General features: G+C 44.4%; 26 protein-coding genes and 1 pseudogene. 2 read left to right on the forward strand and 25 right to left on the reverse strand.

What is annotated here, in order from left to right; translation table 11 throughout:
* Positions 1 to 123: 123 nt before the first annotated feature.
* The 6 genes from BP97_RS0107145 to BP97_RS35580 form a co-directional block, all read right to left on the reverse strand.
* The gene (locus BP97_RS0107145) at positions 124 to 2,055 is read right to left on the reverse strand and encodes a TOMM precursor leader peptide-binding protein (RefSeq protein WP_028548477.1); all 1,932 of its coding nucleotides are present in this window, start codon (positions 2,053 to 2,055) and stop codon (positions 124 to 126) included.
* On the reverse strand, positions 2,052 to 3,590 hold the full coding sequence (locus tag BP97_RS0107150; protein WP_028548478.1) for a hypothetical protein: 1,539 nt from the start codon (positions 3,588 to 3,590) through the stop codon (positions 2,052 to 2,054). Before BP97_RS0107150 ends, BP97_RS0107145 begins: the two co-directional genes overlap by 4 nt.
* Before the next feature lie 452 nt (positions 3,591 to 4,042).
* A complete protein-coding gene (locus BP97_RS0107160) occupies positions 4,043 to 4,708 on the reverse strand; it encodes a Crp/Fnr family transcriptional regulator (RefSeq protein ID WP_028548479.1) in 666 nt (221 codons plus the stop codon).
* Positions 4,709 to 4,895: 187 nt separating this feature from the next.
* Complete coding sequence (locus BP97_RS0107165; RefSeq protein ID WP_028548480.1) at positions 4,896 to 5,363, reverse strand: DUF2269 family protein; 468 nt, start codon at positions 5,361 to 5,363, stop codon at positions 4,896 to 4,898.
* Between the two features lie 291 nt (positions 5,364 to 5,654).
* The gene (locus BP97_RS40935) at positions 5,655 to 5,771 is read right to left on the reverse strand and encodes a YjcZ family sporulation protein (protein WP_231506236.1); all 117 of its coding nucleotides are present in this window, start codon (positions 5,769 to 5,771) and stop codon (positions 5,655 to 5,657) included.
* A gap of 441 nt (positions 5,772 to 6,212) precedes the next feature.
* On the reverse strand, positions 6,213 to 7,196 hold the full coding sequence (locus BP97_RS35580; RefSeq protein WP_064745673.1) for a helix-turn-helix transcriptional regulator: 984 nt from the start codon (positions 7,194 to 7,196) through the stop codon (positions 6,213 to 6,215).
* A gap of 150 nt (positions 7,197 to 7,346) precedes the next feature.
* On the opposite strand from BP97_RS35580, the gene BP97_RS0107180 reads away from it, so the two are divergent.
* The gene (locus tag BP97_RS0107180) at positions 7,347 to 7,826 is read left to right on the forward strand and encodes a hypothetical protein (RefSeq protein WP_028548481.1); all 480 of its coding nucleotides are present in this window, start codon (positions 7,347 to 7,349) and stop codon (positions 7,824 to 7,826) included.
* A 22-nt stretch (positions 7,827 to 7,848) separates the two neighbouring features.
* Complete coding sequence (locus tag BP97_RS0107185) at positions 7,849 to 8,325, forward strand: GyrI-like domain-containing protein (protein ID WP_028548482.1); 477 nt, start codon at positions 7,849 to 7,851, stop codon at positions 8,323 to 8,325.
* A gap of 482 nt (positions 8,326 to 8,807) precedes the next feature.
* On the opposite strand, the gene BP97_RS41680 is transcribed toward BP97_RS0107185, so the two are convergent.
* The 19 genes and pseudogenes from BP97_RS41680 to BP97_RS0107255 form a co-directional block, all read right to left on the reverse strand.
* Positions 8,808 to 9,056 carry a 3'-5' exonuclease gene (locus BP97_RS41680; RefSeq protein WP_197035419.1) on the reverse strand — a complete coding sequence of 83 codons (249 nt, stop codon included), beginning with the start codon at positions 9,054 to 9,056 and terminating at the stop codon, positions 8,808 to 8,810.
* A gap of 3 nt (positions 9,057 to 9,059) precedes the next feature.
* Positions 9,060 to 9,380 (reverse strand): hypothetical protein, encoded by a 321-nt coding sequence (locus BP97_RS0107190; RefSeq protein ID WP_028548483.1) that lies wholly within the window; start codon positions 9,378 to 9,380, stop codon positions 9,060 to 9,062.
* Between the two features lie 45 nt (positions 9,381 to 9,425).
* Positions 9,426 to 9,908 carry a UvrD-helicase domain-containing protein gene (locus BP97_RS0107195; RefSeq protein ID WP_028548484.1) on the reverse strand — a complete coding sequence of 161 codons (483 nt, stop codon included), beginning with the start codon at positions 9,906 to 9,908 and terminating at the stop codon, positions 9,426 to 9,428.
* Positions 9,905 to 11,059, reverse strand: coding sequence for an ATP-dependent nuclease (locus BP97_RS40940; RefSeq protein WP_231506237.1), 1,155 nt, complete (start codon positions 11,057 to 11,059; stop codon positions 9,905 to 9,907). Before BP97_RS40940 ends, BP97_RS0107195 begins: the two co-directional genes overlap by 4 nt.
* Before the next feature lie 26 nt (positions 11,060 to 11,085).
* Positions 11,086 to 11,415, reverse strand: coding sequence for a hypothetical protein (locus tag BP97_RS40945; protein WP_231506238.1), 330 nt, complete (start codon positions 11,413 to 11,415; stop codon positions 11,086 to 11,088).
* A gap of 347 nt (positions 11,416 to 11,762) precedes the next feature.
* Positions 11,763 to 11,978, reverse strand: a complete 216-nt coding sequence (locus BP97_RS40950; RefSeq protein ID WP_231506239.1) for an AAA family ATPase — start codon at positions 11,976 to 11,978, stop codon at positions 11,763 to 11,765.
* Positions 11,979 to 12,902: 924 nt separating this feature from the next.
* Positions 12,903 to 13,301, reverse strand: coding sequence for a YkvA family protein (locus BP97_RS0107205; protein ID WP_028548485.1), 399 nt, complete (start codon positions 13,299 to 13,301; stop codon positions 12,903 to 12,905).
* Positions 13,264 to 13,875, reverse strand: coding sequence for a Chromate resistance protein ChrB (locus tag BP97_RS35590; RefSeq protein WP_051620430.1), 612 nt, complete (start codon positions 13,873 to 13,875; stop codon positions 13,264 to 13,266). Before BP97_RS35590 ends, BP97_RS0107205 begins: the two co-directional genes overlap by 38 nt.
* Before the next feature lie 796 nt (positions 13,876 to 14,671).
* Complete coding sequence (locus tag BP97_RS38720; RefSeq protein WP_028548486.1) at positions 14,672 to 15,478, reverse strand: alpha/beta hydrolase; 807 nt, start codon at positions 15,476 to 15,478, stop codon at positions 14,672 to 14,674.
* 291 nt (positions 15,479 to 15,769) lie between these two features.
* The gene (locus BP97_RS0107220) at positions 15,770 to 16,747 is read right to left on the reverse strand and encodes a hypothetical protein (RefSeq protein ID WP_028548487.1); all 978 of its coding nucleotides are present in this window, start codon (positions 16,745 to 16,747) and stop codon (positions 15,770 to 15,772) included.
* A gap of 26 nt (positions 16,748 to 16,773) precedes the next feature.
* Entirely contained in the window at positions 16,774 to 17,409 is a 636-nt protein-coding gene (locus BP97_RS35600) for a histidine phosphatase family protein (protein ID WP_051620431.1), read from the reverse strand.
* 59 nt (positions 17,410 to 17,468) lie between these two features.
* Positions 17,469 to 17,663, reverse strand: a complete 195-nt coding sequence (locus tag BP97_RS40605) for a hypothetical protein (RefSeq protein WP_197035420.1) — start codon at positions 17,661 to 17,663, stop codon at positions 17,469 to 17,471.
* Positions 17,664 to 17,737: 74 nt separating this feature from the next.
* Positions 17,738 to 19,063: an ABC transporter substrate-binding protein gene (locus BP97_RS0107230; protein ID WP_028548488.1), complete on the reverse strand. Its 1,326-nt coding sequence runs from the start codon at positions 19,061 to 19,063 to the stop codon at positions 17,738 to 17,740.
* 508 nt (positions 19,064 to 19,571) lie between these two features.
* Entirely contained in the window at positions 19,572 to 20,375 is an 804-nt protein-coding gene (locus BP97_RS0107235) for a DeoR/GlpR family DNA-binding transcription regulator (protein ID WP_231506240.1), read from the reverse strand.
* A 90-nt stretch (positions 20,376 to 20,465) separates the two neighbouring features.
* Positions 20,466 to 21,299, reverse strand: a complete 834-nt coding sequence (locus BP97_RS0107240) for a glycerophosphodiester phosphodiesterase (protein ID WP_231506241.1) — start codon at positions 21,297 to 21,299, stop codon at positions 20,466 to 20,468.
* 396 nt (positions 21,300 to 21,695) lie between these two features.
* Positions 21,696 to 21,779: pseudogene (locus BP97_RS41685) on the reverse strand (NucA/NucB deoxyribonuclease domain-containing protein); the annotation flags it as partial.
* Positions 21,780 to 22,133: 354 nt separating this feature from the next.
* Positions 22,134 to 23,162 (reverse strand): Gfo/Idh/MocA family protein, encoded by a 1,029-nt coding sequence (locus BP97_RS0107245; RefSeq protein ID WP_028548491.1) that lies wholly within the window; start codon positions 23,160 to 23,162, stop codon positions 22,134 to 22,136.
* Positions 23,163 to 23,185: 23 nt separating this feature from the next.
* Positions 23,186 to 24,091: a Gfo/Idh/MocA family protein gene (locus BP97_RS0107250; protein WP_028548492.1), complete on the reverse strand. Its 906-nt coding sequence runs from the start codon at positions 24,089 to 24,091 to the stop codon at positions 23,186 to 23,188.
* Positions 24,092 to 24,107: 16 nt separating this feature from the next.
* Positions 24,108 to 25,121: a zinc-dependent alcohol dehydrogenase gene (locus BP97_RS0107255; protein WP_028548493.1), complete on the reverse strand. Its 1,014-nt coding sequence runs from the start codon at positions 25,119 to 25,121 to the stop codon at positions 24,108 to 24,110.
* Between the last annotated feature and the right edge of the window lie 32 nt (positions 25,122 to 25,153).

Below are 25,153 nucleotides of genomic sequence, written 5' to 3' on the forward strand. Positions count from 1 at the left end.
TTTATAGTTGTTTATACCAGTTATGGGAAAAGCAGATTCTGGGAATGGATGATCAACCAGAGGTTCACTTCTTAATGAGGACAGCGCATCTTGCTTTATACCGATAAGACTTACGCAACATGCCTACGGAAACGGATGCGGATAGGGATTCAGCTCCTCCGGCGACAGCTTGTGATCGACATATCCCAGCTGCATCGGTACTTCCAACACTCTGTTCAGACCCGCCAAGCGGGTAAGCGTATGTCCGAATGTCATCGGCAGCATTCCCGGTATCAGCACTTTGAAGCAGTACAGTTCGTTGCGAAGCGTCTCGCTCGTTGACTGGTCGACTACAATAACATCCAACCCCAAACTGCGAAACACCTCAAGAACCTGCTTCAGATCATCTGTTAAATCGTCATTAGTCGCTACTGGGCCGAATTCTTCGCCGAAAGTCCGTAGAGGACGCTGTTCGTCTAGCAAAAAACATAGTCGTTCCTCCGCTTGTGGCAAACTATACAATATAGAATGATCCTCCATGTTTTCTACCAGGAATGAATCATAAAACATAGCTTCAGCATCATTTCGGCGTTCTTCCCAGTTTGCCTCAACCCTGGTGATCGTCCCAGCCAGCTCATACAAGGCGCTCTTGGCTGCACGAATAGGATCCAGATGGGCTCCTGCGGCGCACACAAGGTTCAATGCCTGAGTCGCTCCCCCCTTCGCTATAGCCCAGATGCTTGGAATGCCGTTTTCCATCGTCGTATTGTACAACAGCACTTCATATCCCGTTACGGCTCTTATGCGTTCGATCATCGTCATCAGTTCTTTGTCGCCAGACGAACGGTAATCGAGCCGTGGAACAGGTAACTTGGCGTACCAGGTCATCAAGAACGAATCGCGCTCAACAATTTCCAAAATGCCGTACAAGATTGCTTCTTCCCGACTCCCGCCTAACGCGCAGCCGTTAGAAGTCTCATATACAAAGCCTCCTCCATAACTCGGGCTGTAATAAGCCAGCAGCTCGGGGACTAGAATCGGACGTTCATACAGTAATGAGTATCCCCACACCCAAGGAATATCCGCATCAGGATCGAACCGTAGATAGGGAAAATCCGGCCGATCCATGTGCTCCTGCGTGTGGAGCCCCACCTTCAACGGATCTATGGCATCATCCTTCAAGTTAACGAAGCTGTTATGCACAACCGTTCGTTTTCCTCGAGGAGCGACCCCGCAATATCTCTCCAATCCTTCGAGGATGGCAGCCAGCTCACTATCTGCAAACGAATGCGAATGGCCTCCTGTCAATTCATTCGACATAGGCAAAGGAAGATTCACAGCCGCGCATGCAAAAGTGGACAGGAAGCTCACCTCCCTGACGTTGAAGAGCCCGGTCCGGCTGTTCCAATAATCCTTAACCAGAACCTTCTGTAAATCGTTCATCGAACGGCTGCGGTAATTGTCCCTGCTCAGCTTCCTGCAAGATCTAAATGTTATCTGGGCTGCTTCCTTCGAATCGTCCGGCCATTGGCCGCAAACCGGACAAGATTGGTCCGGCAGGATGTAGTGAATTGTCGTATTCAGATCAATCAAGTTAACTAAATAGATGTGGTTTTCGGAATACGGTTTATCTCCTTGAAGCACCTTAGCCGCTTCAACAGAGACTATATTTGCAATATGTCGCAATGCCAAAGGAGATACCTCTGGAACCTGTCTAGGGAGAGGATCGGGGGAGATGAGTCTCATGATCAGATCGTCCATATCTTCCTTGATTTCCCTCGCCATGGAGTACCTATTTTCCGCACACTGGGAACAGCCGGCCGTTCCGGGGCGGACTATCGGCCCAACCACCCCTTCTCCATCGGATACATAGCTGCGTAGCCATGGGATGCCAAGCGGCTGCAGCATCTCTTCTGCTTGGAGATGAACGGAGGAGTTCCCTCCCAGCACCAATACCAGCCCCGCAGGAGGTAAATCCTCACCGAAAGCGGATCTGCGTACTATCGGGAATTCTGACAAATACCTGCACACTGTATCCGCCAACAGCCCCTCTCCGATAATAACGACGGTATTCATAGGGATACCTCCTCAGCGAGCAGTACGCCAACGACTTCAAGCGGCCCTTTTTTCAGAAAAGGCTCGCAACGCATGTCGAAGATCTCCAGCCGTTTATGATGCTGATTCAAGGTTTCTAGCGCTGAAAGCATTCTTGAGGCCTGATTGATGGAAGCTGCAGAAGAAATGGTGATGCGTTGCGGCTTATCGTCGCTCCAAATAACGGAACTAACCGCGGCTATTTCCGTTTTCATCAAAGCATTTTGCAGCGCTCGGCGAAGCGCTAAGGTCATATCAAGGCCTATACAGCCATACCAGGAATTATCCGAGAGGACCCACACGACCGGAAATCCGAATAGTGGCTTTCCGGATGCAATGAGAGTCTCGCTATCTTTAATATTCAGAGCCTGCAAATAATAACGGCAATGGACATCTTCGATACGGTCAATTTCCATGCGAGTGAGAACTCTCCTTTGATGAAGGGTCCGTCTGTCTAGCACTTTGGTCAAACAAGCGATCAGCCCGCGCCCAACCGCTTCAGCGAACGTGAGTCCTGCTCCGATACTGATGTCCTCCTGTTGGCTCGAGGATAGCCAAGGTATCCATAACGGGGTCATGCGAGCGGCATAGGATTCTACCCCTGTAAGACCGGACTCCCGGCGGGCCTCTACATGCGTTAGAGCGCTGCAGAATATGGCAGGCAAAAGTTGCGCAAAGCCTTCGGATAGCGGGTCTACGGACTGCACGAGACATTGTGCCAGCGGAAGCTGCTCCAATGCTCCTTCCTCCCAAACATGGAAAATGCCCGAGACCTTGGAGGTTAGCCCTTCGAACCAAGAAAACCATTGCTCCACATCAGGTTCCTGATCCGATTCAAGATTTCGCTCCAGCTCCGTCGTTATGCGGACCGCTTCGTGACCCGATAAGAAAGGATGCGGGAGAACCGGATGCCAGCTTCCCTCCAGCGTGAGCGGATTGAAGATATAACAATGATTATTGCTACTCGGCTCGATCTCTCCGACAAGCCACTTGTGGTATTCATATACGATAAGATTGGATAAGAGAGTTGCGGTCGTCCTATAGAAGGGATACAATTCCCATCCAGGTTGGAATACGGACGCATGAATGCGTCGCCACGCACTCTTCCCACACCCGTCTCCGTCCGGGTAAAGCAGGGGCCCGATCATGCCTATTCCTCGTAGATCCATTGCAGGGAGCAGCGGTTTCTTTTCGGCTATGCATGTGCTCTGAAGCTTTTCAAGTTCCTCTAGGTCGTTATGCTGAGAAGCATACAAAATAAATGAGAACGGCCTGATTGCAGTGTCCCAATTCACCTTGCCGCCCTCCGCTTCGGCTAGGATAATATCCAGAGATGTTTCCGGATCGCTCGGAAGCGCCTGTTCCCAGACCACCTTAAGCTGCTCCGCTTCTGCAAGTGGTATGTTGATTGCCAATACGGAAAGCTTCGATAAACGCGATTCATACCATGCTTTAACCAGCGCAACCAAGACGGTTCCGGAACCGACTGCCAGTACCCCTTCACCTTGAGAAAACATTTGTCTACCTCCAATCCATGACATCACACAGTTTGAAACTCGGTCATGCCATTATCAACAAACCCTAAATCTACTGTAAAAATATGTCGGAATCCTTAATTTTATTAACGTAACCAAAGCAAGGCTGCATTAAATTCTTCAGCAGCAAGTCCGTGAAAAGGTTGAGTTCACTGCTGAATTGAGAAGCATTTTTTACGCAAGCGAATCCATGATATAGTGTGCAACTTCTAGTTTGATCTCCTGATTATCAATCTGCGCTGCGAGGTTTCCTACCGTGCTGGATCAGTTCTCGTAGTCTAAGAGCAGTATTATTATAATAAAGATACAAATGCAAAATAACCCGATCCGCGTAATGTTATTTAAGATGTAATCTAACAGATCCGCTCCGATCTCTCGAATTTTATTCATCATTTATGTTCCTCCTAAATTTCTTCGTATTGTTTCTTTCGTAATCATTCCGAATCCAGAATGGTAATATATCGATCGGGCTTTTCGATATTCCCTTCCTCATACAATTGTGACAAAGCTCTTTGGACAGTAGATCTATGACATACGCAATACTCCGCTATCCACCTTTCACTTAATTTGTGCTTTATTTTCTTTCCTTTTTCCGTAACCGTGTATTCTCCCTTTTCGATATAGATATTAAGCATATTGGCCACAGCACCGATATTCCCGCCTGCCCGCGCGTGGATCTTATGGAATGATTGATACATACGACGATTTGTATGTAGCAGAATAGTTTTAAGAAGATGTACGTTCCGGCCGTTCTTTTCCTTTTCCTCTTTCTTGTCGTCGAACAGCTTCAGGAATACAGCACTTGAAAGGAGGATCAATTTTGTGTTTTCTTCTGCCTTTGCCGCAACCAGATGTAAGAGCCCATCGGAAAAAACACCCTCTACTCCAAAAAATTCGCCCTTGTGAGAGACATAGCATGTCCGATCGAGGTATATCGATACAATCCCATCTAAGACGAAATACAATGCATCGGCCGGATCGTATTCAAGAAAGATGTTATTTCCTTTAGCATAAGTTTTGGTTCTCATTGCGCCTTCGAGAGTTCTCTTGTCTTCCTCCTTCAATTTCGAGAACAAATCAATGCGGTCTACTAGCCTCACGCTGTACACCCCCTTATCCGCATATGATGTGTTTGTTTTGTTTAGATGTAAAAGACAAAAAAACTGCCAACAACGGCAGCCCCTTTTTCCAGGTTTAGCTTTATGAAGCTGTTTCCTTAACCCACTTCTGATTAACTAAACCATGCAATGTCTCATAGAAAGCTCTAGCTGCTGGTCTTGCTAAGCATCAAAAGAACTTCGTAACGCCAAGAATGAGATTGATGAGAACGCCCAAATGGACTATATCAAAAATAACGGCATTATGACGCGTCAACGAGCGGGTTTCCTCATCGACACCTTCGTTCTTTTCCAAGCTTGCTTTTAACTGTTTGCCTATGCGCCCCATTCGCGGTCCAATATAGAGGAAGAAAACCAAGATGATGGCCAATAGAATATACTGTTTGACCCCGATCCACGTCCATTCAAGAAACCCATAGCCGCTCGACACCGTCATGATAATACCAGTAATTAGAATGGTCAACACAGACGTTAAAAAGAACGTTACCGTAGATAACAAGAGCTTGGTCAGGGAAGCCTCCAATTCAGTTCCCTTCGCCCTGTGAATGCCGCCAACTATAAAAATTCGCTCATATATCGCCCCGCCGAGCCAACAACAAACGGCAATTAGGTGAATAATTAATAATATTTTTGTCACGGAATCAACTCCTTCATTGTTTGTGTAAATCATTCCTATATGTATGGGTTAATTATGGAGATATGCCGAGAGACATAACCGGAAGAAGCGGCTGCGACGCCATTAAGAAGCAGGGTGCTAAGATCATTAAAGAGATCGAGTCCAAGCCATGGGGTGTCCGCTAGTTTACGTTTCGCGATATTAACGGTCGTATGGAAGAGAAGAGCTTGGCATGAGGCTGGTATGTGGGAGACACAAATAAAACCAATCCCCATCTATGGACAAGGATTGGTTATTTGCATTATTGGACGATTAGATAAAAGAACGGCTTACGATGACCAGAAGTATGAACAGTACCAAGATGACGCCTGTGCTTGTAAAGATACCTCCGCAGCAGCTGCCACCAACTCCACCTAAACCAAAACCCATAGTCGATTCTCCTCTCAACACTCTTTTTTAAGGGAATGCTTATTCCCAAAATCAATATATGTGAAGGGAGTTCAAAATTCTTGGACGGGTATCATTGAGGGATAAATGGGGCTGGTGCTTGGATATCCCTCCGTCATGGGAATTTTATTACAATTGAAGTGATTATTTCTATAAGGTATAGTATATACAGTTTAAGTATTCGATTCGGTGAAGGGGGTGTCAAAAAACGCGTAAACCGCGGCTTCTTATGCATATATGTTCTTATCCTCCTACATTTACCACTATTTGTGGTACGGTTCCCCGTATCAGCTCTAAAGCGAAATATCAGCGCGCCGCGGCGTTCTGATATTTCGCATGTTAAATAGAGTGAGCGCTAAAATTTTTAGGTTGCTGCGCACCAAGCCAACTCGGGCTCGCAAACGTTGCAGTCCGATTATTGGCCTAACGTGTTTTTGTTAAAGTGTCAGCACTTCCCCTTAACCGCTCTTCCAAAATCAAGCGCAGCTCATCAGGAATCCGTTCAAACTCGACCCCTTTCCCCAAAAACAAAAGCCAATCCGCATAATATTCTAGCGCCTCAACATCGGTCACATCCAGCTGAGCATTGAAAATCCCACTCGACTGGAACATCCCTGTAAAGGACAAAATAATCCCCGGTGGGTGCAAGCGCTTAAAGCGCTGAATCCCTGTCGTATCAAGCTTTACAATCAGATTGGACTCACGTGCGCCAAGCCGTTTTTTGCTTAAAATCTCTTGCTCAGACCGCCTCATCTTCTGCTCAGAAATGGCCGAATCCCGCAGCATCTCAACAGGCAAATAACGAAACTCATCGGTATCAAGATCATAAACCTCGACCAGCCAACGATCGTTTGAGTTAAAAATATGAATCAAAAAAACATCCATCAACTGCGGCCAGCCAGGACTCGGCTCATACGTCAAGCGCAAGTGCTTATCCCGCGCGGCAAGCGAAATCAGCTGGTTCAACTCCGCAGGCGCCGCATCATCGAGTTCCAAAAGATTCGGATTAGCAGGATTTGTATTTTCAAAAAGCAAGATATTATTCAGCTCGATCAGCTCGTCGTGCTGGGTTTGCGACGCGATGCCGATGAGTTTTTCAGTGATGGAGCGGCGATTTTGCAAATAAGGCAGCTGCGAATTTTTCGAGGCGATAAAGCTGATAAATATCGCTTTCAGCTCTTCTGGCGTGAAACGGACGGCGGACAGATACTGATTTTGCAGGACATTGTAGCCGCCCCCGCGCCCAAGCTCGGTCGTCAGCGGAAAACCCATCGCCTGAATCTCGTTTATGTCGCGGATCGCCGTCGCGCGAGAAATCTTGAACTCCCGCTGAATCTCTGCAATCGTAAAATGCGCGCGGTTATTGATGAAGCGCATGATCAGGTTCACTCGTTCTGTCTTTTTCATGATTTTATTGTATCAGAAATGTAGCACCAGTACCGATTTTGATTCTGTTTTTGCAATACTTTTTGATATTCGATAAAAGGTATCGTTTTTTGATACATTTAGAAAATATTATCAATCTTGTAAAAACAAATCCGCTAAGGAGAGATTAAGATGTCTAACTACTCCATCCAAACCATCTCAGAAAACTACAAAATGACTGCTTTCGGTGTTTTACTTGAAGACTACAACGACTGGGCAGGCAATGCAGCAAAAACTGCAGCGAAAAAAGCTGAAATCACTGAAAACGGCAAGCTTGCCGAACTTCTCGCGCTCGCTGACGGGCAAGAATATCAAATCAACTACGTCATCGACGGCAAGGCTTGGCGCGGCTTCGGCGTGATGGGTGCATACGACGTGGAAGGCGCGGTCGTTCTTGACTTCCTCGCTGGGGACTACCTTGTGGTGCGTGGCACAGGCGCTGACAAAGACCGCCTTGCTGACGAAATAACAGGCAAGGTTTTCGGTGGCCTGCTGCAAGAAATCACAGACTACAAATACGTTGGTCCTGGTAACTCAACATTCGTCAAAGCAGCTGAAGACGGTACATTCTACGGCGAAATGTGGCTTCGTGCAAAAAAAGTAGCAGTCTAATCTCAGTCAAAGGAGCACTCCCATGGCAAATTACACAGTTGAACATAAGAAATCATTTACATTGACCGCTTATGGTTTTTCTATTCAATCCAATTTCCAAGACGCGCCAGCTTTGCAGAAGGAAAAAGCAGAGTTTTGGGGAGGACTCAAGGCTGACGGGCGTTTTGATAAGCTCAAAGCGGCCGCAAAAGATGATCGCGAATGGTCAGTTAACGAGGTTTATCAAGGCAGACCGTGGAATTATTTCGCGGTAGAAGCTAGCAAATCGGTGGCTGACGCAACACGCATCATCGAGTTTCCAGAGAGCGAGTACATAGTGCTCGCAGGAACCGGCGACAAGGAAACTTTGTTTGATCAGTTGACTTATCGTGCTTTTGGCGAAGTATTGTCTCAAATCACTGACTATGCTTACATCGGCGGTCCCAATGCGACTTATCGCAAAGAAAACGGTGACGGCACTTTCTACGGTGAATTTTGGGTTCCTGTGGTTAGAAAATAGTAGGATTTGACCAAAGGGCCACCCCGAAACACACGCGGATGGCCCTTTTTGAGTTCGCTTTCTTTAAGACACCTTTAAAATGGGAATCGTCGCTTGCTAGAAAAGCGATCAGACGGCCTGCATCTTCTGGAAGACCGATCCGGCCCATCGGGAATCGAGGCAGCAATGTTAAGGCACTTAACATGTCTTTTCAGAGTTTTTTAGTTTTGGAGAAATCATTACCTCAGATAAACTAAAGAAAGAAGAGTTAATTGAAGTGTTTTGTGGAGAGTTGTTATCGAGAGATATTTCAGATGTTAGAATGATAATGGAAATTTATAATATTATTAAAAGAGGCAAGTGAACATCCTTTCAGGATTCACTTGCCTCTTTTATATTAATTGCTAATAAAATTTGAAGAGTCTTTATTAAAATAGTTTTTGCTTGCATCTTCAAAATTCTTAAATAATACCTGTTGCCCAACTCCTGATTCACACCATATATCAAAAAAGTTTTACTTTTGAAACTGTATTTCCTTCGTCATTCCTTTTTACACACCTTGTTATGTACAGGTGTTCAATTGCTCTTGAAACAGCCACAAAGAAAGTGCAAAGTTCTTCATCCATGTTGCTTCCGAAAAATGCAGAATCCTCTAGCCCAATAAGAAATACTGCTTTGTATTCCAATCCTTTACTTTTATGTATGGACATTATCGGGATAGAGTGAGATCCCTTGAATCTTTGTATAGACAATTGTCAATCATTGCAAATACTATATTCATGCCATAACAAGTTTACAAATTCATTTTTTAAATTCTCTAGATATCTTTGATCATAATTTTTGTAAACTGCAATCAGTTTAGCAGGGTCCAAGAAATTAATTACTAAGTTTACTGCTTGGTCTAATTCTTCTTTCGAGGTTACACTGTCTATTTTTTTCTTAAGTAGTAATATAAAGTTTGTTAACTGGGTTTCTAAATCAACTAGCAACGAAGTTGAAGTTCTTGAATTAAAGCCAAACAAATGCTTTAAGCTTCTAATTAAAAAAGTCCATTCATCTGGGCTAGTAATGGCCATACTCTCCTCGCTATGTCCCCATATTCAGTCTCAACAAATGGCAATTTATACTGTACTAGATATGTTCTTAAGTAGAAATTCCTCTTTTTTTGCATTATCTTTTGATATCCTACCGCCAGCATAGGCAGCAGTTACATCACTATCAGTGGCAATTGCATAGTCATATCTTGGCCTAAGGTCATCAGGTAAAAGATTACCGAATTGATCTAGGATGTTCTTAGCAAAGGCATCATAGGTTTTAGAAACAAATCTTCTCGAAAAAGTATCGCCGCATCTATCAGTAACTCGTCTCGATAAGTTTTTTGCTGCATCAACTTTGTAACTCAATGCTAGAATCTGTCTAGGATACCCAACTTTGTTTGTTTGAAGTAAATATGAGGCTTTCTGTGCTAACAATTCGGTTTTTCCAGCTCCGGAACCAGCAGAAACCATTGTATTTACTTCAGCTTTAATAATATTCAGGGTAGTGGGATCAAAAGACATTTGATCTACAGGTTTCCATTCTCCACTCGATGTGTATCGTATCATTTGGTAGTATCCTTTATGTTTAATTTCTGCTTAATTATATTCCCAATATTTTTGAATACTGTCGGCATATTCGCTAAAAGCGTGTCATTTTCTGTTTCCGATAGGATTCTCATATGTGTTGATGGCTTTCCACGATATAAAAAGAAATATCTATACCAAATCATTAAATTTCTTTGCTGTTCTGAGTAAAGTTCACCTTTTTTGGAATCGTCTTTTAGAGTAGTCGCTACATCCGTATCAATACGCGTTAAAAATTCAGCACATGCTTTTTCGGCATCGCTTAATTTCAAAATCTTCTTACTCTTTGTACCTATTTTTATAGCCGGACCTTCATTATCACTAATACCAGCTAAATAGTAATCTAAGTAAGCTTCTAACATAAGAAAATCAATATCTAGCGGCGCGCTGAAGAAAATATTATACGATTCCAGAAAGTCTACCCAAGTTTGTAAATTTTCACTTTGGGGATCCCATAAATGCATACCTTCTAATTGTTTGTTGCTAAGTGTCTCTCCATCTGCTGTTTCTAGTAATACTGTTCTATCTATTCCATTTTCAAGTAACTGTACTAGGCAATACTTTACACGTCCCCAACCACCTCCATCTCGCTCAAGATCTAGGTCTAGGAGTGTAATGAACGGTATATCTAATTGATAAAGAAGCTTCCAAAAATGATTTACATGTCTACCTCCAAGTGGTACAACTGAAACTTCATGAATATTTATCCTCAGATCAACTAAGTCCATGAAATGAGGAATAATAATCTCTTCACTATCGCCTTCACCTAAGATAACCAAACTTGAGAAGTAAACTTCAGGATAGGCTCTTATCGCCTCTTTTACATATTTATAAGCTTCTTCACTATCATCTGGGAGTAGTATAGAGCGAATTAGCGTTGATCTTTTAGTTTTGCATGTTCTGAAATGACGAATTTGAGAAGGGTCTATTCTCTTAATAATCGCTGGACTAAGAGACGATAAGATTACCTGAGAGTTACTATTACTCGATATTGTTTGGAGGTTTTGAATGATTCTACCCAGTAAATGTGGTGCAACATGATTTTCCGGTTCTTCTACACATACAATAGTTAGACATGGAGGAATTATACTGAACATTCTTTCATCTATCGATCTATCAGGATCTTCTAACATCTCTTTAAGTGTTATTTCTTCAGTTTTTAGTAATGAGGCGACCAATGATAATAAAACAAAGATCGTAAACCATCGCCTAAAGAATCAACTGTATAACCATTCTCAATTTCTGTAGGAGAAAAGAAAGGATCTATTTTTCTTAATATACTTTCAATATCTTGTGTATTGAAATGTAAGTCAACGTCAGTGTAACGTGAATCCGCGTGATATTCATTCCATGTCTTACCAATAATCTCTTTTACCTGAGCAACACCTTGATGCTTATTTAATATTTCTTTGACCCCTTGCATTTTTTGACTAATTTCAAGCTTGAAAGAACTATCAAAGTTAATACGTTGAATAAGTCTCCAAAGCAAAGTTCCTGATACCATGCGTAGTTGAATAGAGGGATCTCTAAGTGCAGGAACATATATTATTTTTATTTGGGATATTTGTGTTTGAGAAATGGGTCTTTTATCTTGAGGAATTAATGGAGTTGATTCAGGAGCAGTAACGAAATAAAGATTAGTTACTACTATCCCCTCCGGTTGATTGCTTCTTTGCCAAGTCGCTTCTAAACGAATCCTAATATAAGGGGGATTTCCTTCCCCTGGTTCAATAACGAAATTGTTAAAAAAGGGCGGGCCAGTGTATTTTTCAATTCCATTTTCTGTTGTTACTTCGAGGAAATCAAATATTGATTCGATCCAAAGTTCGCTTTGGATTAGACCGTCTGGGTAGTACCCACAGGTAGATGAAAGTCAGCTCGTGTTATTTCTCTATCCTTACTACTCTCTCCAAATAATTTAAGCAACGCATTAAAAAATGTCGTTTTACCGCTGCTATTACTTCCAATAATCGCGGTTAAATCACTTAATGTAATTACTTCTTCTTCACTAAAAGATCGAAAATTCTGCAACTTCACTTTAGCAAGTCTCATATCTTTATCTCCTCATATCTGAAAGTGTTTAATTACAGATCCTATTACTGAATTATGGTTAACAACAAACGCCTCTATTAGGAAATTCTACCACAATTCTTATTGACTACATAGCTCTAAAACGACGAAATAAGACAACGTTTCCGCTGCCCGTAAATAGAATTTCCTCAGCCTTTAGTTTTGCTTTTGATATATTGTGACACAACCCATAAAAACCCGCTTAAACACTAGCATTTCCTGTCGAACAAGTAAATGTAGATTACATAGTATTTTGTACATATGTAAATAAAATTGTTTAATACCGCTCCCTTATCGACTTGTCCTGCACTCAATTACTTTGTTCTCGTCTACAATATTTGTAATTACATGGAATCCATAATAATTAAAAAGTTTAGTGTGTGATTTTCTTTTATCTCCTTTTTAGTTGACGATTTTGTGTCACGGTACTACAATGTAGGGAATTTGTGCATTTTTTACTGACACAAATTTTCCTGCATTGTTTGGCTGCCCATTATGTTATTTAATGAATGAAAAAATCTTTCTAATCAATTTTGGCTTAGCTTGTAACATTAACTAATACAAATGAAAAGGGGTTACATCTCGGACATGCCGATTGTAACCCCTTTGTTCTTGCGTACTCGCCTTGCTCCTTTTGGTAATCCTAAAATAACGCCCTACGCCCTGTGATTCATCGCCCAGCTTGCCTGGTCTTTGTCCCCCACTCTCAGAGGCTGAAAGGATTCTCGATGCGATGCTTCACTCCTCCAACGGCATGGAAAGAAGGCACAGCCTTGCGATAAAAAATGCGTCCAGCACACCAGAAGGCTTTGTAGATTGACTTCACCGATCGTTGGTAACGCTATTGCAAATATGCGCTTTGCAAGAGAATGAAAAATATATTTATCTCATTTAAGACGACTCACCTTATGTGATAATTTTATAACAGATACTTCCGATCCAAATTGTTACTAAGACCCAAATTAATATGAATAATGCACCGGTCAACCAATTTTTCGGTTTCCCATTCTTCCTTATTTCCTCGGCTCTTTCCCTACACTCCGCAATAATAGGTTGTGGTATCAATTTAAGGGCTAGCGCAATTCCTAATGGAACGATGATTAGATCATCGAGATAACCCAAAACGGGGATAAAATCCGGAATTAAATCGATTGGACTGAAAGCATAAGCGACTACTAATGCTGCAAACAATTTTGCATACCACGGGACTCTTGGATCTTTGTAGGCTAAATATAGAACGAAAACATTTCGTTTTATCTCTCTTGCCTTATTCTTTATTTTTTCTAGCGCCCGTGCTTCTCCCATAATAACCTCCAATATCTTTTGCTACTTCTCCTTCAACTTGACCTTCTGTCGCATAGACAGTTTCTATAAATTCACCAAATCTTTGCTCACATTCATTGAGCTTTTGCTTTGCCTGAATTGAATTTGTACAAGAGAAAAAATCTCTTTTTAAAATTTTGTTGTGCCATCTTTTCAGTTTAGCAAGCTCTGCCTCATTTTCTTCGACTTCATGGTAAGTAAACTTTCCTTTTTTTGTTTCAGTCTCGATTTCATTTAAAAAGTTCCTACTGCCCTCTAAAAATTCTTCATACTCCGCTATCCGCTGGTTATTAAAAATCACTATCAGCTCTTCCTCAGTAGAGGGGGAGAATTTATTTACTTCAAGCAAAAGCGCTTCGCCTTCATTTGATTCGATGAGCTTTTTTAAAGATTGTAATTTCTTTAGTACTTCGACAGTAATTGGTGCAACACAAACGGACTGCTGAATATAAACAGCACCGAGCGCTTTTAATGTACGCCAAACCCTCACTCGAATAGTGGATGGTTCGGACGGTACCTTATAAGACAAAACAATCCAAGAGCGATCCTTATCCAAAAAACATATGCCCCCTTGTTCCAGATGATTTCAGATTACCACTCAAAAAATTAAAATGCAACAGATGTTTCATTCTGCGAAATTCAAGGGACGTGTTATTGCATCATAGAAACCCAACAAAAGCTAACGTTGTCATTTGGTCGGATAAAAGCTATCTTCATTTTGATTTGTGAATGGGATCAAGTTCTTGTCACCCGACATCGGACGAAACCATAAATGACCCCCTATTCGCCAAAATGTGACTTACATCCCTTGATCTGACACAGTATCAAAAAATTGAAATCCATTTACTTTGCCACAATGTGAGTTAATTTGTGTCACTGTAAGACAATGTAGGCACATTTGTGCATTTTTAGATGAGATAAATGTGTCTACATAAAAATAAAAAAGCATGATTTCTCAAGCTCTTGCAATAATTTTTATGTTGGCATTTTTGTGTCACTGGACAGTTGTCGGACGACACAAACATTGTCCGATTGTTTCCTCCCTGAAATCAAAAGTGAGCAAAAAAAAACAACACCTTACTGTATTATCCAATTACAATAGGTGTTGTTGTTGTATTTTACTGAAGTTTTTTCACGAAACCAATACTGTATCTTGGTAACTGTAAATTGGCGTTTTCCCGAACCAATAATAAATTTTACATCACTGTCGATTGCAGACATCGTTTCAATCAACTGACTTCTTTTCTCAACAAACTCATCTATATAGATTCACATTCAGCCATCTTTTCTAATTCTTTTATCGTAATCGACTTTTCCAAAAATCGTTTGAATATTTCATGATCGATTCCAGATTAAAAAAACTGATCGGTCAAAAATCGATCTGCAGCTTGCAGCGCTTCGGCTTGCGCGGAGGTTGTTACTCCGCTTCCAATACTGTGCTTTATACCGTGCTTTACGCTAGACAAAACCACAAGTTCCGCCTCCCCTCCCTGGTCAAGGAGTTTATCGCGAAACTGGATGGAATGCTCAAGCGGAATAATGTGGTCTTCGTCGCCGTGAATAAGCAAAGCATTGAGCTCGCTGCCGTTGATTCGGTCAACCGGCGATGCTGATTCATATACTCCTGCGGCTTCTTCGTCAGACCGTCCGAACAGCCCGGCTATGAGCTCCTTCGTATTGTCATAATTGTCTTTGGGATGCAGATTGGTCGCTGCATAATAGAGTATGAGTGTATTTGGTCTCGTATCAAGTATAGGCATTTCCGGTGTCCAGCCAAGCTTGTCACCAGCATTTATCGTCCCCAGCAATGCGGCCAGATGACCTCCCGCCGATGAACCGACAGCAGCTATCCGGCTGGGATCAAAACGATACTGCCCCGCACGTTCCATGAATACGGACATGGCAAGCCGGACATCTTCGATTTGTGACGGATAAACCGATCTAGGCGCGAGCCGGTAGCCTACGGAGACGCACGTGTACCCCTTCGCACAAAAATAGGCAGCAACCGGATGCCAATGCTTTCGGTTGCCAGATTTCCAGCCTCCTCCATGAATGAAAAAAAGTCCGACACCGTTGGCGTTGTCGCCCGGTATGAACAAGTCCATCTTTTGTAGCTCGTGATTGCTGCTACTGTAAGGTTCATTAAGTATTTGTTTCATGGCAGACCTCCAAGAATTGGTTCATTAAAATGCGTCACTCAATAATACGATCATCTCGACATTACGCTGGATGTATGTACTCCAATTATGGTCCGATAATACGACGATGCTCCACCCTCGTTTGATGGAAGAATCTCTCCAAATCATTGTTCGTTATGCTGAAGAAGCCTGTATTGAGGCTTCTTCAGCATTTGCAGCATATCCCCTTTCACATTAACCGGGGAGTAGCTCAGTGCTTCTTTTCCTTTTAAGCTTAAGCAGAATTAGTACATATCGGTTATATCCTTGTTGTTAGGAGGCAGTGTAATCGTTGAAATAGTGAACACCATCACTAGTGGTATCACTTGAATCCGCTCTACGGTTGGTGTTAAACCATAGTTTACCCCCATTTGCAATGCCGACGCTTTCTATTTCAAAAAGGTCAGAGTACGCGGAGGACGTAATACGGAATGACAAGTCAGCATCCGAATAGATGGTGCCGGTAGCGGCTGATATATTGCGGTACACAAGTACAATGCTAATATTTTCATAGGTTAGGGGCAGGTAAATCGTATTATTGTAATAAGCGAAGCCTTGGAATAAAAACGAATTGATATTTGAGACAGTATTTCCATTGACTAAGGCATCTTCAATATTAATGGAAAAGGCACTGGTTACATCAATGGTACCACTGTTTGCAGTCAGTGGAAGTGCGCCATTGTAAAAGGTCTTTCCGGACTTAAAGAGGAAATTAATGTTGCTAGAGTCTTTGCTTGTAATTTTCACTCCGGACATTCCCTTATCTGTGCCATTGTATTTGATTGTGTAATTTCCCACTTTGTAAAAGGTCGAATCTACATATTTCAGTTTTACCAGACTCATGCTTCCGGTGTACGTAGTGAGAATGAACATGTAGAATTCTCCGTCGATGGTACTAAGCACCATATCGTTCGCGTGGCCGAGATAGGTAGCGTAAGTTGTTGATGTATCACCGTTTGTCATAAGTGTAGTGGTTCCATCACTCATCTTGGTGCGGTATATTACGGCCTTGGATTCATCACTGTTAATTTTAATTGAATAAGTGTAAGTGGAGCCTACAGCAAACCCCTGCGAGGAGAAACAACTATTGGCATTGCCGAGTGTTGCGACAGTGCTGTAAGTGTTATAGTAGGCTGCACTGGCTGTGACCGGAACCATAATCACGGTACAGAGAATAAGGACTACAGTTAAGATAAATCGATAGTTGCGACCCAAAGACCTTTGTGTATATTCATTAAAAATATGATTCATACACTATCCCTCCAATAAAAGTAGATTTATTGACCAGCAGTGTACTGCTGTTCTGTAAAAGTATCGTATCGGCAATTTAATAAACGGATGCGCGGCCCTTCTTTCGTCGTCTCTAGCACCGAAATACCGGTGTTACTGTGGACCAAACGGCGATAAGCGAGCATCGGCATGGACATTATGCCAGCCAAGTATATGCGGATCGACACACTGTGTCCGACAACTAGCACGTGTTCGTGCGGATATCTTGCTTCAATGTCTCTAAAGAAATGGGTCATCCGGCGAAAAACAGCATCGGCATTCTCGCCTGTTATCCCCGCAGGATACGATTCCGGCGCTTGATGCCATTGCTTCCATGGCTGCGGGTATTGAGTACGAATTTCTCGAGCTGTCAGGCCTTCCCACAAACCAAAATCGATTTCTATGATGCGACGATCAGTCTTCACATGCAAACCTTTGACGCTCGCGATAGGCTCGGCTGTCTCCTTCGCCCGGATCATTGTAGATGCATACATGACATCTATAGGGACACCTTTCAGGAATAATGCCACTTGTTTCGCTTGCTCAACCCCTACATCTGACAATGGAATATCCGTTCTCCCGCAATAACGATCCTCGTTGTTCCACTCTGTTTCTCCATGCCGGACGATATAAAGAGTAGTCAAACCTGCTACCTCCTTCGTTTTATATAGCCATGTGTCATTTGCCGATGCTCCAAGCCAAGCTATGGAGACGAAGACGTTTCTAGTCGCTCCAAAACTGGTGTGCAAATCGGCGACATTACAGCGATTGGCGTACCGCGATGTTTCTCGCGTATGATTTCAATGAAGCCAATTACAGCATGCATGAAAATACGCTTGCACAAACTGTTGCGGCCGGAATAACCAAGACACGTTAGGTTCAAATTGTTTTGTCTCATGTAAACCGCCATCCTTCACTAGCTGCCCTTGCGTTAGCTGCTCTTACCGCCAATTAATCGACTGTTTGTATAGATCATTTGTTTTCCTGAATCCATTTGTTTGCTTTCTCTTCTGCTTCCCGAAGTACTGTATTGATGTCCTTCTTCTCGTATGCGATTTTTTTGGCGGCTTCATTCAGGAAGGGATAGACCTTAATATCGTATTTGTGTTGCCGTGGTACCTTGGTTAATTTGGGGACGAAAACATTTTTTATATTTTTGCCTTCGTAAAGCTTTGTGTCTAAAGCATATTCTTTTTTCATGGCGGGGTCGGCAAGAACAGTTGCTTTTGAGCCACGATTCATAGCCCTTTGCGCTTCCTCGCTTATCATCGTCTTAATAACCGCATATGCCGCTTTCTTGTTTTTACTGTTCGGTGTAACCGCTGCCATTTGTACTTCCGGCTCTCTGCTGTAACCCTTCTTATCCTCGAATGTCGGTAACGACACGACATCCCAATTGAAATCTTTACCGGTTTCCTTTAATTGTGGAAGACGGGCTGTTATTGCTGCAGTATTGAATTGATACATGGCGAGCTTTTGATCTTTAAGGAAGAAATCAATGCCGTACTCATATCGTTTATTTGGCTCCACAATGCCTGGAATACCGTACAATTTTTCAAGCAGGCTGTATGCCTTCTTGTATCCTTCGGTCTGGAAAACGGCCTTTTCGCCTTTCTCGTCGATAGCAGGAAGTCCTAATTGACGGGTCAACCTCGTCGGCGGTCCGATATCCAGACCGACGTACTGAACGCCTTGCTCCACTCTTGTTACCCTTTTAGCCAACTCGATCGTTTCATCCCAGGTCATGCCGTCTTTCGGATAGGGAACTGCAAATTTATCGAAGATGTCCTTGTTGTATATCAGCATGTTATACATGATCGAATAAGGCATGCCAAGGATTTCCCCTTTATCGCTGAAGCTCTTCATAACATCGATTGCTTCTGGCTCAAACTTGCTGAAACTGATATTCTCATTCTTGATAAACGAGTTCAGATCCGAAACAAGCCCCCTATCCAACAGATCGTAATACCAATAGCTTGTCGACAAGATCATATCGGGAATCTCGCCGGAGGCAATCATTTTATCCAGGGTTGTTGCGGATTGGGGGATCAGCTGCGGTGTAATATTCGGGAATTTAGCCTTAATTGATCTCGTGACAAGCTCCTCCAAATCGGTATCGTTAAGTACCGAGGCGTTGTAGGAGTAAATGGTAAGCGTGACCGGCTCGTTATTGTAAGCATCCGGGTTGACGGCTTTTCCTTCACCTGTCGCAGCCTCTTTTCCGCAGCCTGCGAGGATGAACGTCCCCAGAACAGACATAGTGACTAGCAATGGGATGTTTTTTTTTCTCTTCAACATATTAAGCTCCTCCACGATCATTTGATTTGGTCTTAATTAAATTGGATATGGAATCTGGAATGTCTATCGACAAAATCAGACTCTGTCCAATAAAACGCTTACAAGAATAACGAAAGTTAGTTTCCATTTTCAGGATATCCACACGTGGCCGAAACCTCTCCGATACATATGACCGACGATGTTTTCGGGGGCATCCAGCTTCATCAAGGTCAAATCACCGTGCAGTACCAGGTCTGAACATCCCCCTTGCAATACGGTTGCATTCTAGAACTAACCCCTCCTCATCTAAAATGTTAGTTTTGAAATTGTTATATATTTGTTTCGGACTAAAATGTTGAAAAACCAACCGGATAACAAAATTATACACCTGTTATTCTTTGGTTTCAACATATAAAAGCAACAACCCAATATTTAATTTATTTTTCGGAATATATTGATTTTGTAAAAGACAAATACCCTCCACATTGCCGAGAGACAAGGTGAAGGGTATTTAGCTTCTTGAATACTACTAGTTGACAACAACAACCTCTATCCCGCATGCTTCCATTTCCTGCATTTCTTCCTCGGGCAGTTGACGATCCGTCACCAGCGTCGAGATCGCTTCCATTTCTATCAACCGGACTAACGATTTGCGCTGGAACTTGCTGCTATCCGCCATCAAAACGAGCTGGTCGGCAATAGCGGCCATATTCTTCTTCAACTGTACATGCGCTTCGTATGGCTCGCTGACGCCCCGTTGCAGATCAAAACCCTGGCACGAGAAGAAAAACCTGTCGGCATGGTAGCCTTCGAGCATTTTCTCCGCAGGCGTTCCGGTGTTGCCGAGCGAATGCCGGTCCAAATATCCACCGATGAGGAAAACTTGGATATTTGTCTTTTTGATCAATTCGTAGGTGATCGCGATCGAATACGTGATAACGGTAATTTCCTTGTTAGGCAGCAACTTGGCCATTTGAAGGCAGGTTGTGCTGGCGTCCATTGCGATCACTTCGCCGTCCTTAACCATTGAAGCGGCGTACTCGCCGATCAGCTTCTTATCTTCCAGATTTACGAGCTCGCGCTGCAGGATAGGCAGCTCCGGCCCATCCTTCCGGTTCAGTACCGCCCCCCCATGCGTTCGCAGCAACAGTCCTTCGTTCTCGAGACGCTCCAAATCGCGTCGAATCGTCTCCTCCGTTACGCCGAATCGCTTGCTCATGTCGGAAACGCGTACGATACCCAAATCCTCAAGCAAAGAGATGATTTCTTTTTTTCGGTCATTTCCAGTCATGGACTCTACTTTCTTTTGGGTGCTTGGAGTATTGTTTTCCACATTGTTCACCTGCCTTTGCCCTATATTTTACTGCATTTTAAGAAAAAACGGAACCATAAGCCAAAAGCTTACGGTTCCGTATATCGAAAATCAGAACTTTTCATGCAAAACAAGATGATTGCGGTAAAACTCGGCCCAGCGGTCTAGCTCATTGGTCGTAATTAACGCATTTGGGTATTTGTCAGCAATCATTTCCATGTCAGCCAGTGTATCGACCGGCCATGGCGCTGAGATGATGCCTCGTCCCTCGATCATATCCGAGTATTGAGGCGTCATAAACCGTAAATTAACGCCTAGGAAATCGCAGTCGATTTCCTTCATGAACGGAAATACGTACGGCATGCTGCCGCTGCAAATCATGCCTATGCGCACATCCTTATCGAGCTGACGCATTTTCGCGATTGAAAAGTGGTCGAAGCCGATGATTCTTACCTGGTCCAACGTGCCGGTTTTGCGGATGAGGTCCAGCGTATTTTCCTCAAGTCCCGGGTAGATGTTGCCAGCCTGCTTCAGCTCGACCAGAATCGAGATGCGGCCCTTCAACTCCTGTAGCGTCTCCTCTAGTGTTGGAATCGTTTCCACGCCTTTTACCTTCAGCCGCTTCAATTCATCCAGTGTATGTTCTTTGATTAAACCTTTACCGTTCGTCAACCGGTCGACTGAGTAATCATGCATCAATACTGGCACACCGTCCTTACTTAAATGCACATCCAGCTCTAAATGGGTGTACGACATATCGCATGCCGCCTTATAGGATGACAGCGTATTTTCCGGCAATTTGACCGGGTATCCGCGATGGGCAACGCCTTTGATTTTCATAGGATTAACCTCCGTAATGATGCTTACTGCTCTCTTGTCAGGGTCACTAATAGATATCACATAACGATTTTGTTTTTCTTTCCTCTGTTCCTTGTATTCCGACATCTTAAGGTTCCCCTTATTTGTAAGCTTCCCTATCCTGCTGCCCGTTAGGTGAGCCAAACGGCGCAACAATTAAAAACAGTAATCGTTCTGTTCCATCGCGGCGCTATCTTTCGCCGTTAGAACTTAAAGATCGGGCAGTGATTTAATTTGTGCCTTGCATAAAAATAAATCCCTTATTGGCGATTTTCTTCCTTTAAAGACAACTGCTTCATCTTTGTTATCATTTCGTTTGCGTTAAATTTGTCACGATGATCTAGCCACCTCGCAATGTGGCATCTTTCAAAGTTGGCTTGATACCTTCTTAGATCGGCAACCTAGCAGCCGACCGGGATGTTATCAGGCTGATCCGGCCGGACTTCCAGAACTAGGACGAAGCGTACGATTGGTTCAAGCCCTCGGCGTGACATACTCAATATCTGCACCTTCGCCGCCTTCAGCACACATCGCCATTGTGAATTCATCACGATCATAACTTTTTTTTATTTGTGTCATTGGACACTTGTCAAGTAGTCCTCTTAATTGACATTAAAATGGTTCCATTCCCTAAAATTTAATCGCAATCGCGGTGACACTAAAGTACTCCCAAATATATATGGGAGTACTATTTTCATTTCACTTGTTTCTCTGTAGGAATACAGTTTATTGTATGGGACTACTTTAATGTCGCAACTTCTTGACTAGGGATTAGTTTAATGTCATTATCCATCCATCTTGTCTACAAGTAAGCCGCGCCTGCTTCAAATAAGCGTCCGCATCTCCAGTCAGCAGCCCTTTCTGGCTAAGTACGGCCATTCTTGTCCACACTTCAGCCGTTCCCACTCCTTATCGTTCCAGTTAGCCGATAACAATTTCTTTGCCTTCTCTCGCCGACTGGTAAATGGCCAAAATAACGTTAACTGCTTTTCGGGCTTCTTCGCCGGTGACCATCGGATCTCGATTATCCAAGATCGCCTTGATCATATCGTCTACTAGAATGAAATGGCCGTTCGCCGAAATGTTTTTCGGATCGTTGCTTGCCGATGCCGTAGCTTCCACCTGCGGCGCCTCTTCGTCGCTGCCCTGGAATTTCCACTGCTTGAAGCCGCTGTCTCCGAAAATGATCGAACCGTCGTTGCCGTGAACCTCGAAACGGGTTTCCTGTCCCGGATATACGGAGGTCGTTCCTTGAATGACACCGAACGCGCCACTTTTGTACTTGACTGCCGCCACTGCCGTATCTTCCACCTCAATGTCACGAACAAGCGCAGAGGAATACGCAAACACGGAATGGATATCGCCCATCATCCACTGGATCAAGTCGATGCCATGCACGCCTTGGTTCATGAGCGCGCCGCCGCCGTCAAGCGCCCACGTTCCGCGCCAACCTGCGCTCTTGTAATATTCCGGCGAACGGTAATACTTCAAGTATGCATCCCCGAGCACCATTTTGCCGAGCTTACCCGTTTGAATCGCATTGCGGGTGGCGACTGCCGCTGGGAACGTGCGCCGTTGATAGATAACTCCGAGCTTAACGCCACGGCTGCGCGTTTCGTTTATCATCCGGTCCATTTTTTCTCTCGTAATATCAAGCGGCTTTTCACACAAAATGTGCTTGCCTGCCTGCGCAGCTTCAACCGTGTAATCGGAGTGCATGCCGCTCGGCAGACAGACGTTGATGACGTCGATATCGTCCCGCTTCAGCATTTCTTGATAATCCTGGTAGACGGAACCGATTTGATACGTTTCCGCCAGCTTTTGAGCTTTTTCGATTTCCTTATCGCATACCGCGACGAGCTCCGCGTGCGAGTTGCTTGTAATGGCTTTGGCATGGCTTGTTGAAATGACTCCTGCTCCGACTAGGGCGAAACGCATTTTTCTTTCCATGATAAAATCACCTCTTCGATAGTTTAGGCCAAGCGAATGGATTTTCCAGTGGCGCGACTTTCGTTTGCTGCTTCGATAAAACGAATGATCTCTAGCGTTTCTTCAATCGTAACGTCGGCGGAACCGGTTTGGAACAAGCGGATAATACTATCCAGCAGACTCGCGTAATACGGCTTCGGATTAGCGTAAACATCAACGAAGATTGAGCCTTTGACTCTATGCGCTACCCCGCCGAACTTGCTGCTACCCTTGCGGTTGCCGCGCACGGTGCCGATGCGGCCGTCCTGCCATTCGGCTGTAATGACGTCGTGATCCGCGTTCGCTTTAACCGATATTTCGGCGCAGCCTTTGCCAAGCAGCGCATACAGCATCTCAATCGAATGAATGCCATACCAGAAATATCCGGGCTGAGTCGGCTGCAGCGCCATTGGGCCATAGCAGTCCGCGCCGATGATGTCGCCAAGCTCCGTCTGAGCGACTGCGGCCTTCATTCCTTCGGCAAACCGCAGCGCGGAGGAGCTCATAATCGGAATGCCTTCTGCTTTGGCGATGGTGACGATTTCCTGCGCTTCGTCCGCCCGAACTGTCAGCGGCTTATCGATATAAACCGGCTTGCGGTAAGAGGCGATCCGACGAAACTGATCCAAATGAACGCGGCCGTCCACGGACTCCAGCAGAATGGCGTCGCACGCTTCGGCCACCGCCTCCGGCGAATCGACGATGCTTACGCCGAATTCGTCGCTCAGCTGCGTCGTAAACCCTTCAACGCGGCTGTGGCTCAATTCGAAATCGGGAGAGCCGCCAGGGAACGCGACAGCGACTTTGCCGCCGTTCACGTGAAATTCGTGGCTCGGATCGTTCAACAGCTTCGTAAACTGTACGACATGAGAAGTGTCCAGGCCGATAATACCGATATTCATTTGCTTCATTGGAACAGCCTCCTTGTTACGATTCTGAATTATAGTCGAGCACGGCGCCGAGAATGCTTGCGGGATCGTGCTTGTACAGGTCGAACACTCTATGTGCTTCTGCCAGCGGAACCTGTTTCGTAAGCAGATTCCCGATATTGATATGATGCTCGGCCAAAAGACGGATGTACTCTTCCAAGTTTCGGCCTTCCGTCCAGCGCACATAGCCGGCGGGATAATCGAAGCCTAGGGCTTCATACATACTGTCGTATCGTCCGGGGCCCCCTGCTCGGGAAATGAGCACCTGAGCTTCTTTCTTGAACATTTTGGCCCGCGTAAATTCCATATGCAGGTCCCCTACAATGACGATCTTCCCGCGGTCGCGTATCCAGTCGAAGCTCAAGTCGAGCAGCTCCATCTGCTTTCCGCTGGCACACAGGACGACCGCATCGGCACCGATACCGCCAGAAGCCTCCGCTGTCGCAAGCTGGATGTCCTCTGGCTTAGAGCATATGCGAATGCCTTCGATTTCGGACAGAGCCGTTCGACGTTCGGGAACATGATCGCAGGCGATCACTCTTAGGCAAGCCGCGCGGCATATTCTTGCAATGATTTGGCCCAATATGCCTAGGCCGATGATGACGACGGTTTCCCCAAATTGCAAGCCCGCCTGCCGGACTGCATGGATGGCTATCGCACCCAAACCGCCGGTTGAAGCCTGATCCAAAGAAACGTGATCGGGAACGGTCGCTACCAAATGCTTATGCACGGCCAAATATTCCGCATGTCTCACATAGGGTCCGCCGTAGCATGCGACTCGCTGACCCGGCCAGAACGATTGCTTCGCCTTCTTCCCGACTTGATCGACGATTCCTGCTGCGCTGTATCCGATCCTCAGTTTGGATTCGCCGCTTCGGCCGACAGCCGTCATCTCCGTACCTGGGCTAATCGTCGAATAAGAGGTTCGAATCAGCACCATTTCTTCGCCAAAGTCGGGAACCGGTTCGTCTTGCATAATGACAGTACCGTTATGGGCGACTAAAGTTCTCATGGATCTCAACTCCTTCATGCTTCCCAAGCTTC

It is taken from the genome of Paenibacillus sp. UNC451MF (genome assembly GCF_000686845.1).
Classification (GTDB): domain Bacteria; phylum Bacillota; class Bacilli; order Paenibacillales; family NBRC-103111; genus Paenibacillus_S.

Excerpts from the sequence above, each read along its gene's own strand:
- BP97_RS0107145 (WP_028548477.1), bottom strand. The coding sequence starts at position 2,055 with ATGAATACCGTCGTTATTATCGGAGAGGGGCTGTTGGCGGATACAGTG.
- BP97_RS0107150 (WP_028548478.1), bottom strand. The coding sequence starts at position 3,590 with ATGTTTTCTCAAGGTGAAGGGGTACTGGCAGTCGGTTCCGGAACCGTC.
- BP97_RS40935 (WP_231506236.1), bottom strand. The coding sequence starts at position 5,771 with ATGGGTTTTGGTTTAGGTGGAGTTGGTGGCAGCTGCTGCGGAGGTATC.
- BP97_RS35580 (WP_064745673.1), bottom strand. The coding sequence starts at position 7,196 with ATGAAAAAGACAGAACGAGTGAACCTGATCATGCGCTTCATCAATAAC.
- BP97_RS0107180 (WP_028548481.1), top strand. The coding sequence starts at position 7,347 with ATGTCTAACTACTCCATCCAAACCATCTCAGAAAACTACAAAATGACT.
- BP97_RS0107185 (WP_028548482.1), top strand. The coding sequence starts at position 7,849 with ATGGCAAATTACACAGTTGAACATAAGAAATCATTTACATTGACCGCT.
- BP97_RS0107190 (WP_028548483.1), bottom strand. The coding sequence starts at position 9,380 with ATGGCCATTACTAGCCCAGATGAATGGACTTTTTTAATTAGAAGCTTA.
- BP97_RS0107195 (WP_028548484.1), bottom strand. The coding sequence starts at position 9,908 with ATGATACGATACACATCGAGTGGAGAATGGAAACCTGTAGATCAAATG.
- BP97_RS40940 (WP_231506237.1), bottom strand. The coding sequence starts at position 11,059 with ATGTTAGAAGATCCTGATAGATCGATAGATGAAAGAATGTTCAGTATA.
- BP97_RS40950 (WP_231506239.1), bottom strand. The coding sequence starts at position 11,978 with ATGAGACTTGCTAAAGTGAAGTTGCAGAATTTTCGATCTTTTAGTGAA.
- BP97_RS0107205 (WP_028548485.1), bottom strand. The coding sequence starts at position 13,301 with ATGGGAGAAGCACGGGCGCTAGAAAAAATAAAGAATAAGGCAAGAGAG.
- BP97_RS38720 (WP_028548486.1), bottom strand. The coding sequence starts at position 15,478 with ATGAAACAAATACTTAATGAACCTTACAGTAGCAGCAATCACGAGCTA.
- BP97_RS0107220 (WP_028548487.1), bottom strand. The coding sequence starts at position 16,747 with ATGAATCATATTTTTAATGAATATACACAAAGGTCTTTGGGTCGCAAC.
- BP97_RS40605 (WP_197035420.1), bottom strand. The coding sequence starts at position 17,663 with ATGAGACAAAACAATTTGAACCTAACGTGTCTTGGTTATTCCGGCCGC.
- BP97_RS0107230 (WP_028548488.1), bottom strand. The coding sequence starts at position 19,063 with ATGTTGAAGAGAAAAAAAAACATCCCATTGCTAGTCACTATGTCTGTT.
- BP97_RS0107240 (WP_231506241.1), bottom strand. The coding sequence starts at position 21,299 with ATGTCGGAATACAAGGAACAGAGGAAAGAAAAACAAAATCGTTATGTG.
- BP97_RS0107245 (WP_028548491.1), bottom strand. The coding sequence starts at position 23,162 with ATGGAAAGAAAAATGCGTTTCGCCCTAGTCGGAGCAGGAGTCATTTCA.
- BP97_RS0107250 (WP_028548492.1), bottom strand. The coding sequence starts at position 24,091 with ATGAAGCAAATGAATATCGGTATTATCGGCCTGGACACTTCTCATGTC.
- BP97_RS0107255 (WP_028548493.1), bottom strand. The coding sequence starts at position 25,121 with ATGAGAACTTTAGTCGCCCATAACGGTACTGTCATTATGCAAGACGAA.